Below are 16,085 nucleotides of genomic sequence, written 5' to 3'. Positions count from 1 at the left end.
ACTTAATTCAGAAAATAAAAATAATATTTACGCTTCTATCTGACTAGAAATTAAATTATAAATACCATCCCAAAGTGCAATTCTATGTTGTAAAGCTTCTTTTGCAACTTCTAAAACATCATTCCATTTTTGTTGATCATTACCACATAACTCTTCAATCATTTTTAATGACAAAGGACCATGCTCATCACCATCTAATTCAATATGACGTTTTAAATAGTAAGTTAATTTACTATAGGTATTGTCACTGGTTTTAGACTGATTTATAATTTGAAAAAACATATCAGGAATAACATCTTCACGCCCAAAAGTAAATGCCGAAGCTATTTTATGAGGTTCGTCTGTTGCAATCACTTGGAACGTATAGTCAATGAAATTTAAAGTTTCTGTATTTAATTCAACTTTATTAACGGTGTTTTTTATAGAAAAACCATTTTGAATATGACATACAAAATTCTCGATTTGTGTGGTGCTTGCATTAATTTGGTGCATCGCATCCAAATACATTTCATAATGACTTTTAGGTTCACCTAATTCGTTGATATCACTTTCTTCTCCAAGTACTATTTCATTTATAAAACGCGCTGTCGATGGATTTTGAATAGGACTCCAAGGAACTGATGTGTTTGTTAGATGATTTTGAAGCGCTTTTAGTAAAGACATAAAATCCCAAACGGCAAACACGTGTTGCCCCATAAAAATTTTTACATCTTCGATAGAAGTTAAAGCACTATATAGTTTATGATTATTGAGTTCTGCTCTTAAACCGATTAATTCTTTTTCTATGTGTTCAATACTCATAATAATTATTATTTAAAGCTCTAAAGCCTTCTGTCTAAAAGCATCTTCTTCATCAGAAGTAATTCCTAAAGCTTCATGGACATATCCAAAAGTTGAAAGTATTTCTGGTTTCCCATCTACAATAGCAACATCGTGTTCAAAATGCACACTTGGTTTTCCATCTTGAGTCACAATCGTCCAACCATCACTCAATTGTTTGACTTTATGCGTACCTAAATTTATCATTGGTTCAATGGCAACAACCATACCTTCAATAAACTTTTTACCACGACCACGTTTTCCGTAGTTTGGCATTTCAGGATCTTCATGCATTTTTCTGCCTAAACCATGTCCAACTAATTCTCTAACCACACCATAACCTTCTGCTTCCGTAAATTGTTGAATTGCAAAACCTACATCACCAACGCGATTGCCAATTTTTAATTGTTCGATACCTTTATAAAGTGATTCTTTGGTAATTTGAATGAGTTTTTTAGTCTCTTCAGCAACATCGCCAACTTCAAAAGTATAAGCATGGTCTCCATAAAAACCATTCATAAAAGAGCCACAATCTATAGATACAATATCTCCATCTTTTAGTGGTATATCTGTTGGTAAACCATGAACTACAGCTTCGTTAACACTACATAATAATGTAGAAGGGCAGTCGTAAAGGCCTTTAAAGCCAGGCAAAGCACCATGGTCTCTAATAAACTCTTCTGCAATTGCATCTAAGTGGTTGGTGGTAACCCCTTCTTTAACTTCTTTAGCCAACATACCTAAAGTTTTAGATACGATGAGCGCACTTTGACGCATTAATTCAATTTCTTCTGCCGTTTTTACTATAATCATGATTCAAAATATTGAGCGGCAAAGATAGGTAATTATAACAATTTTAAAATATTTTTAAAACATGATAAATGACAGTTTCTAAATAAACTTTCTATTATATGTTTGCAATATAAAATTGAACAGCCATGTATAAAACCGTTACCGCAGAAGAAGCTTTAAAAGTTGTAAAATCTAATGATCGTGTATATATTCAGGCAGCTGCAGCAGCTCCTCAGGCACTTGTGAAAGCATTGTCTGCAAGGCATGAAGAGTTACGAAATGTAGAAGTATGTCATTTGCATACCGAAGGAGAGGCACCTTATGCAGATCCTAAGTTAAAAGACAGCTTTCACGTTAACTCTTTTTTTATTGGAAAAAATGTAAGACATACTTTAAAAGCTGGTAATGGTTCTTACACTCCTGTTTTTTTAAGTGAACTGCCAAGACTTTTTCAACAACACATTTTAGATTTAGATGTCGTTTTAATTCAAGTTTCTGTTCCAGATCGTCATGGATATTGCTCATTGGGTGTTTCTGTTGAAGCCTCTTTAGCAGCAATAGATAATGCAAAATGTGTTATTGCACAAGTAAATCCACAAATGCCTAGAACACATGGAGCAGGAATTATTCATATGACTGAAATTGATTATTTTGTTGAGTCAGATGAAGCACTTCCTGTGCATCATATGGCAGAACCTAACGCTATTGAAAGTAAGATTGGAGATTATGTGGCTGGCTTAGTTGAAGATAGAAGTACATTACAAATGGGTATTGGTTCTATTCCAAACGCCGTATTAACACGTTTAACAAATCATAAAGATTTAGGCTTACATACCGAAATGTTTTCAGATGGAGTCATTGATTTAATCTTAAATGATGTTATAAACGGGAATTATAAAAAGATTAATCGTGGACGTTCATTAGCAACGTTTTTAATAGGCTCTAAACGCTTATATGATTATGTAGATGATAATCCGTTTGTAGAAATGCGTGCATCAAATTATACTAACAATGCAGCATATATTAAACAAAATCCAAAAATGGTTGCTATAAATTCTGCGATAGAAGTAGATGTTACAGGTCAAGTTTGTGCAGATTCTATAGGCGCGAGTATGTATTCTGGTGTTGGAGGACAAATGGATTTTATACGAGGTGCTTCGTTAAGTCAAGGAGGTAAGGCTATTATTGCGCTGCCATCAGTGACTAAAAACGGAATAAGCAGAATTGTACCAGTATTAAAACCAGGAGCAGGAGTGGTAACAACAAGAGCACATGTACATTATGTAGTAACAGAATATGGTATTGCCAATTTATTTGGTAAAACGATTAAAAATAGAGTAAAAGCTTTAGTAGATATTGCTCACCCTGATCATAGAGAAGCAATAGATAGAGCTTATTTTGAGATGATAAAATAGGAAGTAAGCTTTAAAATTTCCACCATTTTTTTGAGGGTGCAGGAATTTTTGGTTCTTCGTTGGTAATAAGTTGATACACTTCTCCCCAACCAAGAATACCACCAATGTTTCTATCGTCAATAAATAGGTCTGCGTGAATTTTACGGCTTCTGCTGTAATCGTATTTTTCTTCAGGAAAGCTAGCGTTTACAGCATAGAACTCAATGCCATTTTCTTTGCAGAACTCAACAGCTTCATCAAGTTTAGCACCACATCTGTAAGTCCAAAGAATTAATCGATGCCCATCTTCTTGGAGTCGTTTTAAGGTTTCAAAAGCAAAAATGCGCGTTTTTCCTATTTTAGGATAAGCATCTTCCACTATGGTACCATCAAAATCAACGGCTATAATTAATCTATTTTGAAAATTCATGCTACTTAATCAAATGAAAGGCAAAGTTACAATAATAAGCGTTTTAAACAAGACTTTCTTGTGTCATCGCTGTGGGTTGAGGTAAGCCTATAAGCTTTAAAATAGTGGGTGCCACGTCTCCTAAAATACCGTCTTTTATGGTTTTTAAATCTTTGTCTATTAAAATAATAGGGACAGGGTTTGTGGTGTGAGCTGTATTTGGTGTGCCGTCAGGATTTATCATTGTCTCGCAATTGCCATGATCTGCAATTAATATAGTGGTATAATCGTTTTCTAACGCTGTGTTTACCACATTTTTAACGCATTCGTCAACCGCTTCACATGCTTTTATGGCTGCTTCCATAACTCCTGTATGACCAACCATATCTCCATTGGCAAAGTTTAAACACACAAAGTCAACATCTCCTTTTTTGAGTTCAGGAATTAACGCATCGGTTAGTTCATAAGCACTCATTTCTGGTTTTAAATCGTAAGTAGCTACTTTAGGTGAGTTTCTTAAAATTCTAGTTTCTCCTTCAAATGGTTGTTCTTGTCCTCCTGAAAAGAAAAATGTAACATGAGGGTATTTTTCAGTTTCAGCAATTCTAATTTGTTTTTTATTGTGCTTTTCTAATACTTCACCTAATGTTTCAGAGAGGTTATCTTTATTAAAAACTACTTTTATGCCTTCAAAACTATCGTCGTAGTTTGTCATGGTAACATAATATAGATTCAATTTGTGCATGTTATACTCATGAAAATCCTTTTGAGATAAGGCTTCTGTTAATTGACGTCCACGATCTGTTCTAAAATTAAAAAAGATAACGACATCATCGTCTTTAATAGTTGTTACAGGTTGGTTGTTTTTATCTGTTACAATTAAAGGTTTTATAAATTCGTCTGTAATATCGTTTTCATAATTACTTTGAATAGATTTTAAAACATTTTGAGTTTTTGTGCCTTCCCCATTAACTAAGCCATCATAAGCCAGTTTTACACGTTCCCATCGTTTGTCTCTATCCATGGCGTAATAGCGGCCTGTAACGGTTGCTAATTTTCCTGAGGTTTTATGGAGGTGCTCTTCTAATTCTGTAATAAAGCCATAACCCGATTTTGGGTCCACATCTCTACCATCAGTAAAAGCATGAACAAAGACATTTTCTAGGCCATAATCGTTAGTGGCATCAAGTAGTCCAAATAGGTGATTGATATGAGAATGCACTCCTCCGTCACTTACTAAACCTAATAAATGAACATTTTTATTATTAGTTTTCGCATATTCGAAAGCCGATTTTAAAACAGGTTCTTCACGAAGTGTTTTATTTTTAACCGCTAAATTAATTTTTACTAAGTCCTGATATACAATTCGTCCTGCACCTAAATTCATGTGCCCAACTTCACTATTTCCCATTTGCCCTTCAGGTAAACCAACATGAAGTCCATCTGTTCTTAAACTTGCACTAGGATACTTGGTATAAAGAGAATCTATAAATGGTGTTTGTGCATTGTCTATAGCTGAAACTTTAGGATCGGGTGATTTTCCCCAACCATCTAAAATCATTAAAATAACTTTTTTGTTCATGTGTAACTGTTTTGAGTATCAAAGATAATACATACAGCACTACAACATATCCGTAGTTTAAAAAAAATTAAGATGTTAACCTTATTTTAAGTTTTTATAATGAGTAGGTAAGGGAGTGTTTGTGTTTTGTGATGATGTTAACATATTTATTTCCAAAGCGTTAAAAAAACGTTATAAAATGTTTTTTAGTGTAACAGTTTGGGTAATCTGTCGTCTCTTTAGTATAATCAAAAACAAATCAATTAAATTTAAAATCTTTCATCATGAAAAAATCAGTAGTAGTTTTGGCCTTAGCATTAGGCTTTTCAGTTAGTAATTTAAATGCAACAAACAATGTTTTAGCTTCAGACACAAATGAAGTTATTGTAAAACCCGTTGAAGTTAGTCCGTTATGTAAGGCTGTTGTCACAGGCAATATCGAAGAAGTAAAACGATTATTAAATAATGGAGTTGATGTTAATGCCAAATCTAATGGGATGATGCCAATTCATTATGCGGCAAAATACAATCGAGTAGAAATTATAAAGACTTTAATTACTGCAGGTTCTGAAATTCACAAACCGTGCGATAAAGGTTATACTGCCTTAAGACATGCACAAAAAACAAAGGCCGTTGATGCAGAACTATTTTTAAAGCGTTTTAAAAACAAAAATGTCTAGGAGTAGACAATTATTTGAGTTAGTTAGTTGAAAATAGCGTCTTTAAGACGCTATTTTGTATTTATAACAATAGCTGCTGGTTTTATAATTAAGTATTTCTAAAAGTCAGCCAAAGTTGTTAGCGCGACCAAAGTTTGATGCAAAAATTATTTAAAAATCATAGGTTTTATTTAAATAGATATAATTTTGAGTGTCAGATTAAGGATTAATAACCGTTTAAAAAAGATATGCTTTTAGGTATACAATAAGAAGGTATGAAATATGAGTTTAAAATAATTTCAAATAAAAAGATAGACCAAATAATTCCTTTAGTTTATGAGCTTAACAATGCTAAAATAAGTATGGATGTGCTTAAATCTCGATTTAATGAAATAAAACAACAAAATTACCAATGTGCAGGCGTATTTGTTGAAAACGAATTAATTGCTATCACAGGTTTGTGGTTTAGTACGCGTCATTATATTGGAAAATCTGTAGAGTTAGATCATGTTTATATAAAACCGGAGTACAGAAATAATGGTTTAGGGAAACAATTTATGGGGTGGATTAATAACTATGTTAGAGAACAAGGGTGTAATTCTATGGAGTTAAACACTTATGTTCAAAATTATGCATCGCATAAGTTTTATTACAACGAAGGCTATGAAATTTTAGGTTATCATTTTTTGAAAAAAATCTAAACTTATTTTAAAAAATCTAAGTTTGAATTTGTTTCTATTTCATACGGAGCTTTTCCATATTCAAAAATTCTGGCATTTAAGGGGCCTTTTAAAGTGAGTTTGTTTGCTTCTACAGAAATCCAACTGCCTTCTCGTAAGCCAATAACAGGTTGTGTGTTAAAAGCGTGAAATTCTTTAATTCGAGTTTCCCTAGTTTCTCCCATATGAGTACTACCTTCAATAGGGTCTAAATAATGCGGATTAATATTAAAAGGAACTAAGCCTAGAGTTTTAAAACTTGGTGGATACATAATAGGCATATCATTAGTGGTATGCATTGTTAAACCACAAATATTACTTCCGGCACTGGTGCCCAAATAAGGGGTGCCTTTATTAATGGCATTCTGTATCGCTAATAAAATGTTGTTTTTATAAAGTTGCGATACCAAAACAAAGGTATTACCACCTCCAACAAAAATACCTTGAGCATTTTGTATGGCTTCTTGTGTGTTTTCAAATTCATGCAATCCTTTTATGGTTTTACCTATCGTTTTAAAAGCTTTAGAAGCTATTTCGGTATAGTCATCATGAGAAATACCTCCTGGTCGTGCATAAGGAATGAATAGGATTTCATTTGCAGATTTGAAATGAATTTTTAGTTCGTCTAATAAATATTCTAAATAACCACTACCATGAATGGTAGATGTGCTAGCAATTATAATTGATTTCAAAATTTAATTCTTTTTGTGTTAAAATATGGATTCTTTACGTGAATGAAAAATTATAATATTAAATTAATAGGTATAAAATCATTTAACAAAAGTTTGACCTCTTTTTTTATGCTATTACAATTATTAAAGCGAACTTTATTAATCTTAAATTAAAGGATATGAAAAAAATTGTACTTATAATATTTAGCTTCTTTACTATAACGGTATTTAGTCAAGATGTAAAAAGAATACCTATAAATGGTAAGATCATTGTCGCTTCTGAAGATAAGGAAGGAGTAACAGTTTTTAATTCCTCCTCTAATAAAGGTACTATTACAGATAAAGACGGTTATTTTCAAATTAATGTAGCTTTAAATGACGTTATTCAATTTGGGGCATTGCAGTTTAAGGATTTTACGGTTTCAATTACAGATAAAGTTATTAGCTCTAAACGTTTAACAGTTATCCTTGTAGAAGAGGTTAATAAATTAGATGAAGTGGTAATTCTACCTTTTGATCTTACTGGAAATTTAAATGCCGATTTAGAAAATGTAAGAACATATAATGTAAGCTTAGACGATGTGTATTTTGGTTTAGATAATATTGAAGATTTTGAATTTTCAGCCGATTATAAAACTAAAGCTGATAACCTAGCCTTTAACGAGTACAATCCGCAAATGGTGAATATGGTGAATTTAGTTAATGTCGCAGGGTTTTTAATTAAACAAGTGGTTAATTTTGATACCGTTAAATTTAAATCAGAAAAAGAAAAGCAATTAGTTAAAAAAACGCCTTTTAAACAAGCATTAGATACATATAGTATTAATTATATACATACCAATTTTAATATCCCATTAGATCAAATTGAAGCATTTACAGATTATGTAGAAAAAGAAGGTGTTGACGAAAATTTATTTGAAAAAGATAAGGAGTTACAATTGTTAGAGCGTATTTCTCAACTGAGTAAGTCGTTCCTAAAAGATATCAGTGAAAAGGAGTAAAACATTTTTTTTTATTGCTGTATTTTTTATCCTAAGCGTTGTAAATGCTCAGCGAAAAGATATAAAAGGACAACTCATAGCAGCAGATGAAGTTGAAGGTCTTCATATACTCAATAAAACAGCAGCAAAATATACCATATCTAATGACGATGGAAGCTTTCTAATACCAGCAAAAGTTTTAGATACATTAATAGTTTCAGGAGTAAAGTATCAAAATCAAGAGGTTGTTATTAGCACTTCGATTATGGAATTAGGGCAGTTAAATGTAAGACTTATTGAAAAAATAAACGAACTAAATGAAGTTGTTGTAGGTAAGATTTTAACAGGTAGCTTAGAATCTGATATAGAAAACTCAGATGCAGAACCTGATATTAATTTTTACGATTTGGGTATTCCAGGGTTTGTAGGTAAGCCACTCACACAAAATGAACGAAAATTGTTTGATGCAGATGGAGGTGATATGGTAGGATTAGTAGGTGGTATTTATGGAGGAGGTCCAAGTGTAAATCTCAATAAATTATTAAACACCATTAGTGGCAGAACTAAAAAACTAAAAGCTATTGTAGAATTAGATACTAGAGATGCTTGTTTACAGCGTTTAAAAAGTAGTTATGAATCTTTTCTTTTTAAAAACGATAGTTTAGCCAAAAATTTAAGAGTAGAGTATTTTCAGTTTTGTCAAGAAGACGATGAGTTTTTATTATTATGCAATAAAAACGATGATTTAAAACTGCTTGATTTTTTACAAGAAAAACTAAAAGCTTACAAGAAAAATAGAGAATCCGTTACTAAAGATTAACTTTGGAATACGTTTTGGGTTCATCAAAAAAAAACAGCATCCATATAAACATGAAATTAATCCCTTTTATACGCGCTTTAGTACTATTCTCATTATTTATTTCTAGTAGTAAAAATCACGACTATTACGTTAGCGTTACAGAAATTAAATATGTTAAAGAGCAAAAATCGCTTCAAATTATAAGTCAGATTTTTATTGATGATTTTGAAACATTGCTACGAAAACGATACGATGAAAACATTGTCTTAGCACCAGATAACGATATTAAAAATATCGAAAAATACATGCAACGGTATATTGAGGATAAATTAAAAATTAAGATTAATGGTAATGCTGTAAATTTCAATTTTATTGGAAAAGAATATAAAGAAGATATTACGTATTGTTATCTCGAAATAGAAAATATTTCAGATATAAAATCAATAGAAGTTACTAATTCTCTTTTGTTTGATGTATTACCAGATCAACAAAATATTGTTAGGCTTAAACTTTTTAATGAAAATAAAAGCTTTCTCTTGCTTCCAGATAATGATAAATGCGTGTTAAACTTTAATTAAAAATCTGTTAAAATCATCTTAAAATAGGTATTTTGGGCATTACTAATTAACAACATTAACAATTTAATATGAAACGAGCATGCTAGTAAGTTTTGTCATTTATTAGAATGATTATAAGCGAACGGCATGTGACATAAAAACAACAACAAAAAAAACATATGAAAATTTTCAAGTATTTCTTATGCGCAATGCTTTTTACATCTTTTAGTATCTATGCTCAAGATGAAATTAAATCAGAGCGTCAACAAGGTCACACCAATCAAAATAAATTCAAACAATTGTATGATGAATTTGCTACGCCCAATATGTTTAGGACAGGTTCTGGTGCTCCAGGTCCAGCATATTACCAGCAACAAGCAGATTATAAAATGGACATTGAAATAGATGATGTAAATGCTAAATTGTATGGTGACGAGATTATTACATACACTAATAATTCGCCAGATGAGTTATCATACCTTTGGGTGCAATTGGACCAAAATATGCGAGCAAAAGATTCTAAAACTCCACTAATTAATAGTTCTGGAATTGGCCCAGCAACCACATCGTCTAGAGCTGTTAAATCGTACTTAAAAGATAGTTTTGATGGAGGTTTCAATATTGAACATGTAAAAGATACTAAAGGAAAAGATTTACCATACATGATTAATCGTACAATGATGCGTGTAGAACTTCCAAAAGCAATGAAAACGGGAGAGCAATTTTCATTTAATATAAAATGGTGGTACAATATTAACGATCATGTTAAAGATGGCGGACGTTCTGGTTACGAGTATTTCGAAGAAAACGACAACCGTATTTATGTTATGGCTCAGTTTTATCCACGTATGGCTGTTTATAATGATGTAGAAGGATGGCAAAATTCACAATTTTGGGGACGTGATGAGTTTGCATTACCATTTGGAAATTTTGATGTAAATATTACAGTGCCAGCAGATCATATTTTAGATGGTACAGGGTATTTAGTAAATAGAGAAGAGGTATTTACTAAAGCTATGATGAAGCGTTATAAAAAAGCAAAAAAATCTTATGATAAACCTGTAATGATTGTAACACAAGCTGAAGCGGAAGTAACAGAAAAATCTAAAAGTAAAGATAAAAAGACTTGGAAATTATCTGCTCAGATGGTTCGTGATTTTGGTTTTGCAACATCAAGAAAATTTTTATGGGATATGATGGCTGTTAAATTAGATACTAAAGATGTTATGGCTGTATCTCTATATTCTAAAGAAGGTAATCCTTTGTGGGAACAGTGGTCTACAAAATCTGTAGCAAGTACATTAAAAACATATTCTCGTATGACTTTTGATTATCCATATCATAAAGCTATTTCTGTACATGCACCAATGGGAATGGAATATCCAATGATATGTTACAACTTTGGTCGTCCAGATAAAGATGGTAATTATTCTGATAGAACCAAATACGGAATGATTAGCGTTATTATACATGAAGTAGGACATAACTTTTTTCCAATGATTGTAAACAGTGATGAGCGTCAATGGACATGGATGGATGAAGGTTTAAATACATTTAGTCAGTATGTAGCAGAACAAGATTTTGCAGAATGGTATCCTGATGCATTATCTCCAAACGATAAAACCTACCCTTCTAGACGTGGACCTGCTAAAAATATCGTAAGATATATGGGAGGTAATCAAGATTATATTGCACCAATTATGACTAAAGGTTTAAATACCTATCAATTTGGAAATAACGCTTATGGAAAACCAGCAACAGCATTAAATATATTACGTGAAACTGTTATGGGACGTGAATTATTTGATTATTCTTTTAAAGAATATGCAAACCGTTGGAAATTTAAGCACCCAACTCCAGAAGATTTTTTCCGTACCATGGAAGATGCTTCGGCAGTAGATTTAGATTGGTTTTGGAGAGGTTGGTTTTATACAACAGATTACACAGACATTGGAATTAAAGAGGTTAAGAAGTTCGCCGTTACTAATAATCCAAATGAGAATGGTAAAAAGCTAGCAGAACGTTATAATATGAATCCAAACAGTTTAGTATATTTTATAGAAGAAGGTGCTGAAGGTTATGATGATGCAATGAAAGCTAAAACATCTATCGAAGATTTACCTACGGTAAAAGAGTATATCATGGATAATTTTACACCTGAAGAGCAAAAGGCATTAAAAAAGGCACCTAAATATTTCTACCAAGTTACTTTTGATAAGCCAGGCGGATTGGTAATGCCACTTATTGTAGAGTACACATATGGTGATGGTACTAAAGAAAGAATAACCTATCCTGCACAAGTATGGAGACTCAATGATAAAGAAGTGAGTAAAGCCATTGCTAGTGAAAAGGAAATAGTTTCTATAGTTGTAGATCCCGACTTAGAAACAGCAGATGTAGATACCTCTAATAATTCTTGGCCAAAAGAAGTTAAGGCAAGTGATTTTGATAAATTTAAGAATAAATCAAAGGATTAAATCCAATATTTTAAAAACGAAAAGCCGACTTTTTATTAAGTCGGCTTTTTTATTTTCAATTTGAAGTATAATATTTGATAAACTCAGTTTATATTTGCAGTGTGATACAACAATTAACATTATTATTCATAGGAGGTACCGAAATAGTCTTTGTACTATTTATTGTGGTATTAGTATTTGGTGCAGATAAATTACCAGAAATTGCTAGAGGCCTAGGTAAAGGTATGCGCCAACTTAAAGATGCTACTAATGATATTAAGCAAGAGGTAGCTAAAAGTGCTAAAGAGAATAATATTATTGATTCTGATACTACAAAAGAGATTCAAGAAGAAATAAACAAAGTAAAAGATGATCTGAAAGACTTCACTGGATCATTAAAACGCGATCGTTAATTTTAGAGACCATCGTTTACTTTGTAATTATTTAAATACCATTAAAAAAGTTTATAACCTAAAATAACACTTAAGGCACTATGATCTGCAGTTGTGTGTAATTTTTTAGAAATAATTTCTCTAGGAAAAGCAAATCGTCCTTCAATACTATATTTATCATTAGAGATAAAACCTATACCTAGAGCTAAAGAAGCCCCTGAATTTATATCAAAATTAGGGTGATCCTCATAGGTAATAGTGCCTGAAAATGGGATGTCAACTAATGCAGATAGGTTAAAAAATAAAGCCGAGTTATCGTTAATAAAGCTATAGTGCCTTATTCCAAAAGGAATTTCTAAAGAAGAGTAATCTATACTTACTTTATCTTCTCGTAATATTGAAGATGTCGTATTTAATTGAATAGTTTTTGAGCTGCTAAAACTTCTGTACGAAGGTTCTACAATCAAAGACCATTTGTCGTTATTAAAAGGTAAAACATATTCAAAGGCGATACCAAATCTAAATTCTAGTTTTCTGTCAAACTCAACGTTAAGATTATTATTTATACTCGTGTCACTATGATCTATTTTTGCAGTGGCAAAATCTAAACCTGGACGTAAGCTCATGTGGAAAACCTTGGTTCTTTTTGGCTTCTTAAAAGTGTATGAGAGATCATTTACACAAGTGTTATAAGTTGTGAAGAATTTTATTAAATCAGATTCTTCATAATCGATGTTTTTAAAACTATTCAATTCAATAGAGTCGCACTTTAGGTTACTCCATAATTGACTTTTATAATTCTGATTTTTATCAACTTTACCCTCTTTGTTTATATATTCTTTGTATTCTAGAATATTAATATCCCCATTCTCATTAGAGTAATAATAACGCTTTAAGTTTCCATCTTTGTATGCATAAAGGTTAGATTTACCTTCAACTAATAACTTTAAAAAAAGAGTACTAGTTGTAAGACTAAGTTCTTTAGTGTCATCTAATTTATTTATTCTACTAGTATTGACATCTACTGCTACCTTGGCCCTAATATAGGTTAGGTGATCGTAGATTTCAAATTTACTTACATTATCAATTGTTACTGTTATGGGGTCACTATCGTTTGAGGTTTTATAGGTGAATTGTGTAGGATTGTTTTTCCAATCTACATTTTTAATTAAACACTCTGTTTTTGTTTGGTTATTATCTATAAAATAACCTTTGTCATAAGATGTTTGTGCTTCAGTTATGAAAGTAAAAAGTAAGAATAATGTGATTAAGATTAATTTGTGGTTTTTTGTAACTGACATAGATTTTAATTTTAATAGAAGTCGCAATTATTATAAATTGTACTTACTTGTTTTACGAGTTAAATTTGTGTTAAACATATGTATATTTTAACACAAAATCAAATAGTTACAATTTTTTTCTTCTACTAATAGTTAAACCATCTCTAATGGGAAGTAAAACTGTTTCTATGCGATTATCATTTTTAAGAAGGGTATTATAATCTAAAACAGCTTTAGTGGATTTATCCTTTTCATTTAACGGTTCTACAACTTTTCCATGCCATAAGACATTGTCTGAGAGAATAATACCTCCTGGATTCAATTTGTCTATAATTAAATGGAAATAATTTGAATAGTTTGGCTTATCAGCATCAATAAAAATAAGGTCAAACGTTTGATCTAAACTTGGAATAATGTCCAAAGCATTTCCAGTGTGTTGAATAATTTGTTTTCCAAAATCAGATTGGTCAAAATATTTTCGCTGAAAATCAACTAATTCTTCGTTAACATCTATAGTGTGAAGCTCCCCATTTTTATCCAAACCTTCAGCTAAGCACAATGTAGAATACCCTGTAAACGTACCTAATTCTAAAATAGATTTAGGCCCAATGAGCTTAGAGATCATACTTAGTACTCTGCCTTGGTAAGGTCCGCTAAGCATAATGGGTTGTAATACTTTTTGATACGTTTCTCTAGTCAGTTGTTGTAGTAGTTTAGGTTCTTGTTCAGAATGATCAACTACATATTTGTCTAAGTTTTCAGGCAAGAAATGCATACATGATAATTTTAATTATAGGAATAAGGTCTAGGAAACTGCTAGGATAAAATTCTATTAACTAATTTCTGTTTTGCGGCTTCGTCATCTCCACATAACCACTGAATCACATTGTCTTCCCAAATGGCATCACCTTCGGTCTCTGTAATTATCTCGCGCTCTATAGCTAAATCTATGATTTTTCCAGGGTAAGAAGACTGCTTTTCACTTTCCATTTCTCCAAGTGGATAAGGATCATCTAATCCCATTAAGACTTGTTTAGAGCCTTGATTTCTAATTAATAGTTCTAGGCCACCAGTATCGTGTACCAATGTATCAAAGAATATGTTTTTATGCCCAACGGCTTTTCTAGGGTGGCTTTTACCTTCAAATAAATCTGGACGACCATCAAAACCTTGAATTCGTCTTCCTAAGTTAATTTGTGCCAATTGTCCTCCATGTGCAAAGCAAGTTCGCATATTAGGATATTTGTCTTGGTACCCATTTAAAGTTAAGAAATGATACGCATCAGCACATTGTGCTAACATCCAAATTAAGTGAAATCTCCAAGAGGTATTTTCTAGTTTAATAAATTTTTCCCCATCGTAAGGATGAATTTCTACGGCAAGATTGTATTTATTTGCTAACTCAAAAATAGGCTCGTTCTCCTCATCAAAAATACAACGCCAGGTTCCAATCGTATCCATATAATGGGTTGGTAAACATAAAAGCTGAAGGCCTAAAACTTCAACACAACGTTCAATTTCCCAACAGGCACCACGTACAAACCCAGGATGAACAACAAATCCACAGGTGAACTTACTTGGATGATTATGTTGGATTTTAGCATTAAAATCATTCTGAAAACGTAAGGCTTGTTTCATCTCCTCAACACGAAGCCCATTTCCATAAAGTTGCGATAGGTTTAATACAACAGCATGGTCAATATTAAAACGTTCCATCCATGCTAATTTTTCATTTAAGAAAAAACTAGAATCTGTAATTGGACGGTTCCAATCTTTTTGAAGCATGAATTTTCGGTCTTTATCTACCCAAAAAATACCTTTGTCTTGCATAAATTGAGGTATTTCCTCTGGGTAAGGAAGTAAATGTGAGTGGCCGTTTATTCTAAGTTTTCGTTTAGTCATATTTAGTTGTCATGCTGAGCGCAGTCGAAGCAACTCGTTTTGTCATTCCTGCGAAAGCAGGAATCTTATTAATTGGAATTCAACTTATTATTGAACCCTTTAGTTAGTTATATTTTATGAATTTAGAGTTTTTTCTTTTCGGAAAATCAACCGAACTTTAATTATCGATCTTCACCTTTTCTGGTGGTTCCATAATCTCACCGCAGTTTGGACAACAGCGTTTGTCTTTGTCACTATAATAGTTATCAAAAATTTTAGGCATATCTGTCTCAATATTTTCTACCGTAAAATCTTCTTCATATAGTTTTGTGGTACAATTTTCACAGAACCAAAGTAATGCATCTTGAACACCTTTGTCTCTTGGATATTCAATAACCAAACCAACCGTATTAGCTCCACGTTGCGGAGAATGAGGAACTTTTGGTGGTAAAAGAAATATTTCACCTTCTCTAATATGAATATCTTTTGGTTCACCATTTTCAATGATTTTAAGCACCATGTCTCCTTCAATTTGATGGAAAAACTCTGGTGTTTCATTATAATGGTAGTCCTTTCTGCTGTTAGGTCCACCAACAACCATCACAATAAAATCACCATCTTTCCATACCACTTTGTTACCAACAGGTGGTTTTAGTAAATGACGATTTTCATCTATCCATGCTTTGAAATTAATGGGAGGATATATTTTACTCATG

At 32.0% G+C, this 16,085-nt stretch carries 17 protein-coding genes; 8 read left to right on the top strand and 9 right to left on the bottom strand.

What is annotated here, in order from left to right; all coding sequences use genetic code 11:
* Positions 1 to 27: 27 nt before the first annotated feature.
* Together VDP25_RS05265 and map are read right to left on the bottom strand one after the other, a co-directional pair.
* Entirely contained in the window at positions 28 to 801 is a 774-nt protein-coding gene (locus tag VDP25_RS05265) for a DUF3050 domain-containing protein (protein WP_334467553.1), read from the bottom strand.
* A gap of 12 nt (positions 802 to 813) precedes the next feature.
* Positions 814 to 1,632 carry a type I methionyl aminopeptidase gene (gene map, locus VDP25_RS05260; protein ID WP_334467552.1) on the bottom strand — a complete coding sequence of 273 codons (819 nt, stop codon included), beginning with the start codon at positions 1,630 to 1,632 and terminating at the stop codon, positions 814 to 816.
* Between the two features lie 125 nt (positions 1,633 to 1,757).
* On the opposite strand from map, the gene VDP25_RS05255 reads away from it, so the two are divergent.
* Positions 1,758 to 3,026, top strand: coding sequence for an acetyl-CoA hydrolase/transferase family protein (locus VDP25_RS05255; protein WP_334467551.1), 1,269 nt, complete (start codon positions 1,758 to 1,760; stop codon positions 3,024 to 3,026).
* 10 nt (positions 3,027 to 3,036) lie between these two features.
* Here the strand turns inward: VDP25_RS05255 and VDP25_RS05250 are convergent, their stop codons facing one another.
* A complete protein-coding gene (locus tag VDP25_RS05250; RefSeq protein ID WP_334467550.1) occupies positions 3,037 to 3,435 on the bottom strand; it encodes a BT0820 family HAD-type phosphatase in 399 nt (132 codons plus the stop codon).
* A gap of 43 nt (positions 3,436 to 3,478) precedes the next feature.
* Complete coding sequence (gene gpmI / locus VDP25_RS05245; protein ID WP_334467548.1) at positions 3,479 to 4,996, bottom strand: 2,3-bisphosphoglycerate-independent phosphoglycerate mutase; 1,518 nt, start codon at positions 4,994 to 4,996, stop codon at positions 3,479 to 3,481.
* 263 nt (positions 4,997 to 5,259) lie between these two features.
* Between gpmI and VDP25_RS05240 the strand changes: the two genes are divergently transcribed.
* Positions 5,260 to 5,655 carry an ankyrin repeat domain-containing protein gene (locus VDP25_RS05240; RefSeq protein WP_334467546.1) on the top strand — a complete coding sequence of 132 codons (396 nt, stop codon included), beginning with the start codon at positions 5,260 to 5,262 and terminating at the stop codon, positions 5,653 to 5,655.
* A gap of 254 nt (positions 5,656 to 5,909) precedes the next feature.
* Positions 5,910 to 6,335, top strand: coding sequence for a GNAT family N-acetyltransferase (locus VDP25_RS05235; protein WP_334467544.1), 426 nt, complete (start codon positions 5,910 to 5,912; stop codon positions 6,333 to 6,335).
* 2 nt (positions 6,336 to 6,337) lie between these two features.
* Here the strand turns inward: VDP25_RS05235 and pepE are convergent, their stop codons facing one another.
* Positions 6,338 to 7,045, bottom strand: a complete 708-nt coding sequence (gene pepE / locus VDP25_RS05230) for a dipeptidase PepE (RefSeq protein ID WP_334467542.1) — start codon at positions 7,043 to 7,045, stop codon at positions 6,338 to 6,340.
* A 158-nt stretch (positions 7,046 to 7,203) separates the two neighbouring features.
* On the opposite strand from pepE, the gene VDP25_RS05225 reads away from it, so the two are divergent.
* From VDP25_RS05225 to VDP25_RS05205, 5 genes are all read left to right on the top strand, one after another.
* Entirely contained in the window at positions 7,204 to 8,025 is an 822-nt protein-coding gene (locus VDP25_RS05225) for a carboxypeptidase-like regulatory domain-containing protein (protein ID WP_334467540.1), read from the top strand.
* Positions 8,012 to 8,824 carry a hypothetical protein gene (locus VDP25_RS05220; RefSeq protein ID WP_334467538.1) on the top strand — a complete coding sequence of 271 codons (813 nt, stop codon included), beginning with the start codon at positions 8,012 to 8,014 and terminating at the stop codon, positions 8,822 to 8,824. The genes VDP25_RS05225 and VDP25_RS05220 overlap by 14 nt, the downstream gene beginning before the upstream one ends.
* 50 nt (positions 8,825 to 8,874) lie before the next feature.
* Positions 8,875 to 9,381: a DUF6702 family protein gene (locus VDP25_RS05215; protein WP_334467537.1), complete on the top strand. Its 507-nt coding sequence runs from the start codon at positions 8,875 to 8,877 to the stop codon at positions 9,379 to 9,381.
* 158 nt (positions 9,382 to 9,539) lie between these two features.
* Positions 9,540 to 11,837, top strand: coding sequence for a M1 family metallopeptidase (locus VDP25_RS05210; protein WP_334467535.1), 2,298 nt, complete (start codon positions 9,540 to 9,542; stop codon positions 11,835 to 11,837).
* A 101-nt stretch (positions 11,838 to 11,938) separates the two neighbouring features.
* Positions 11,939 to 12,229, top strand: coding sequence for a Sec-independent protein translocase subunit TatA/TatB (locus tag VDP25_RS05205; RefSeq protein WP_215928688.1), 291 nt, complete (start codon positions 11,939 to 11,941; stop codon positions 12,227 to 12,229).
* A gap of 41 nt (positions 12,230 to 12,270) precedes the next feature.
* Here the strand turns inward: VDP25_RS05205 and VDP25_RS05200 are convergent, their stop codons facing one another.
* The 4 genes from VDP25_RS05200 to VDP25_RS05185 all read right to left on the bottom strand — a co-directional run bounded on the left by VDP25_RS05200 (position 12,271) and on the right by VDP25_RS05185 (position 16,084).
* The gene (locus tag VDP25_RS05200; protein WP_334467532.1) at positions 12,271 to 13,509 is read right to left on the bottom strand and encodes a hypothetical protein; all 1,239 of its coding nucleotides are present in this window, start codon (positions 13,507 to 13,509) and stop codon (positions 12,271 to 12,273) included.
* Positions 13,510 to 13,615: 106 nt separating this feature from the next.
* On the bottom strand, positions 13,616 to 14,263 hold the full coding sequence (locus tag VDP25_RS05195; protein ID WP_334467530.1) for an O-methyltransferase: 648 nt from the start codon (positions 14,261 to 14,263) through the stop codon (positions 13,616 to 13,618).
* Positions 14,264 to 14,304: 41 nt separating this feature from the next.
* A complete protein-coding gene (locus VDP25_RS05190; protein WP_334467529.1) occupies positions 14,305 to 15,390 on the bottom strand; it encodes an amidohydrolase family protein in 1,086 nt (361 codons plus the stop codon).
* Positions 15,391 to 15,547: 157 nt separating this feature from the next.
* Complete coding sequence (locus VDP25_RS05185) at positions 15,548 to 16,084, bottom strand: 3-hydroxyanthranilate 3,4-dioxygenase (RefSeq protein WP_334467527.1); 537 nt, start codon at positions 16,082 to 16,084, stop codon at positions 15,548 to 15,550.
* Position 16,085: the final 1 nt, after the last annotated feature.

The sequence above is a fragment of the Winogradskyella sp. ECml5-4 genome (assembly GCF_036903175.1).
Classification (GTDB): Bacteria; Bacteroidota; Bacteroidia; order Flavobacteriales; family Flavobacteriaceae; genus Winogradskyella; species Winogradskyella damuponensis.
Note: the sequence above shows the minus strand (reverse complement) of the source record. Positions and strands in the feature narration are given on the sequence as shown.

What these genes read in the sequence shown, in the direction of transcription:
- VDP25_RS05265 (WP_334467553.1), bottom strand. Translation starts at nt 801, where the DNA reads ATGAGTATTGAACACATAGAAAAAGAATTAATCGGTTTAAGAGCAGAA.
- map (WP_334467552.1), bottom strand. Translation starts at nt 1,632, where the DNA reads ATGATTATAGTAAAAACGGCAGAAGAAATTGAATTAATGCGTCAAAGT.
- VDP25_RS05255 (WP_334467551.1), top strand. Translation starts at nt 1,758, where the DNA reads ATGTATAAAACCGTTACCGCAGAAGAAGCTTTAAAAGTTGTAAAATCT.
- VDP25_RS05250 (WP_334467550.1), bottom strand. Translation starts at nt 3,435, where the DNA reads ATGAATTTTCAAAATAGATTAATTATAGCCGTTGATTTTGATGGTACC.
- gpmI (WP_334467548.1), bottom strand. Translation starts at nt 4,996, where the DNA reads ATGAACAAAAAAGTTATTTTAATGATTTTAGATGGTTGGGGAAAATCA.
- VDP25_RS05240 (WP_334467546.1), top strand. Translation starts at nt 5,260, where the DNA reads ATGAAAAAATCAGTAGTAGTTTTGGCCTTAGCATTAGGCTTTTCAGTT.
- VDP25_RS05235 (WP_334467544.1), top strand. Translation starts at nt 5,910, where the DNA reads ATGAAATATGAGTTTAAAATAATTTCAAATAAAAAGATAGACCAAATA.
- VDP25_RS05225 (WP_334467540.1), top strand. Translation starts at nt 7,204, where the DNA reads ATGAAAAAAATTGTACTTATAATATTTAGCTTCTTTACTATAACGGTA.
- VDP25_RS05215 (WP_334467537.1), top strand. Translation starts at nt 8,875, where the DNA reads ATGAAATTAATCCCTTTTATACGCGCTTTAGTACTATTCTCATTATTT.
- VDP25_RS05210 (WP_334467535.1), top strand. Translation starts at nt 9,540, where the DNA reads ATGAAAATTTTCAAGTATTTCTTATGCGCAATGCTTTTTACATCTTTT.
- VDP25_RS05200 (WP_334467532.1), bottom strand. Translation starts at nt 13,509, where the DNA reads ATGTCAGTTACAAAAAACCACAAATTAATCTTAATCACATTATTCTTA.
- VDP25_RS05195 (WP_334467530.1), bottom strand. Translation starts at nt 14,263, where the DNA reads ATGCATTTCTTGCCTGAAAACTTAGACAAATATGTAGTTGATCATTCT.
- VDP25_RS05190 (WP_334467529.1), bottom strand. Translation starts at nt 15,390, where the DNA reads ATGACTAAACGAAAACTTAGAATAAACGGCCACTCACATTTACTTCCT.
- VDP25_RS05185 (WP_334467527.1), bottom strand. Translation starts at nt 16,084, where the DNA reads ATGAGTAAAATATATCCTCCCATTAATTTCAAAGCATGGATAGATGAA.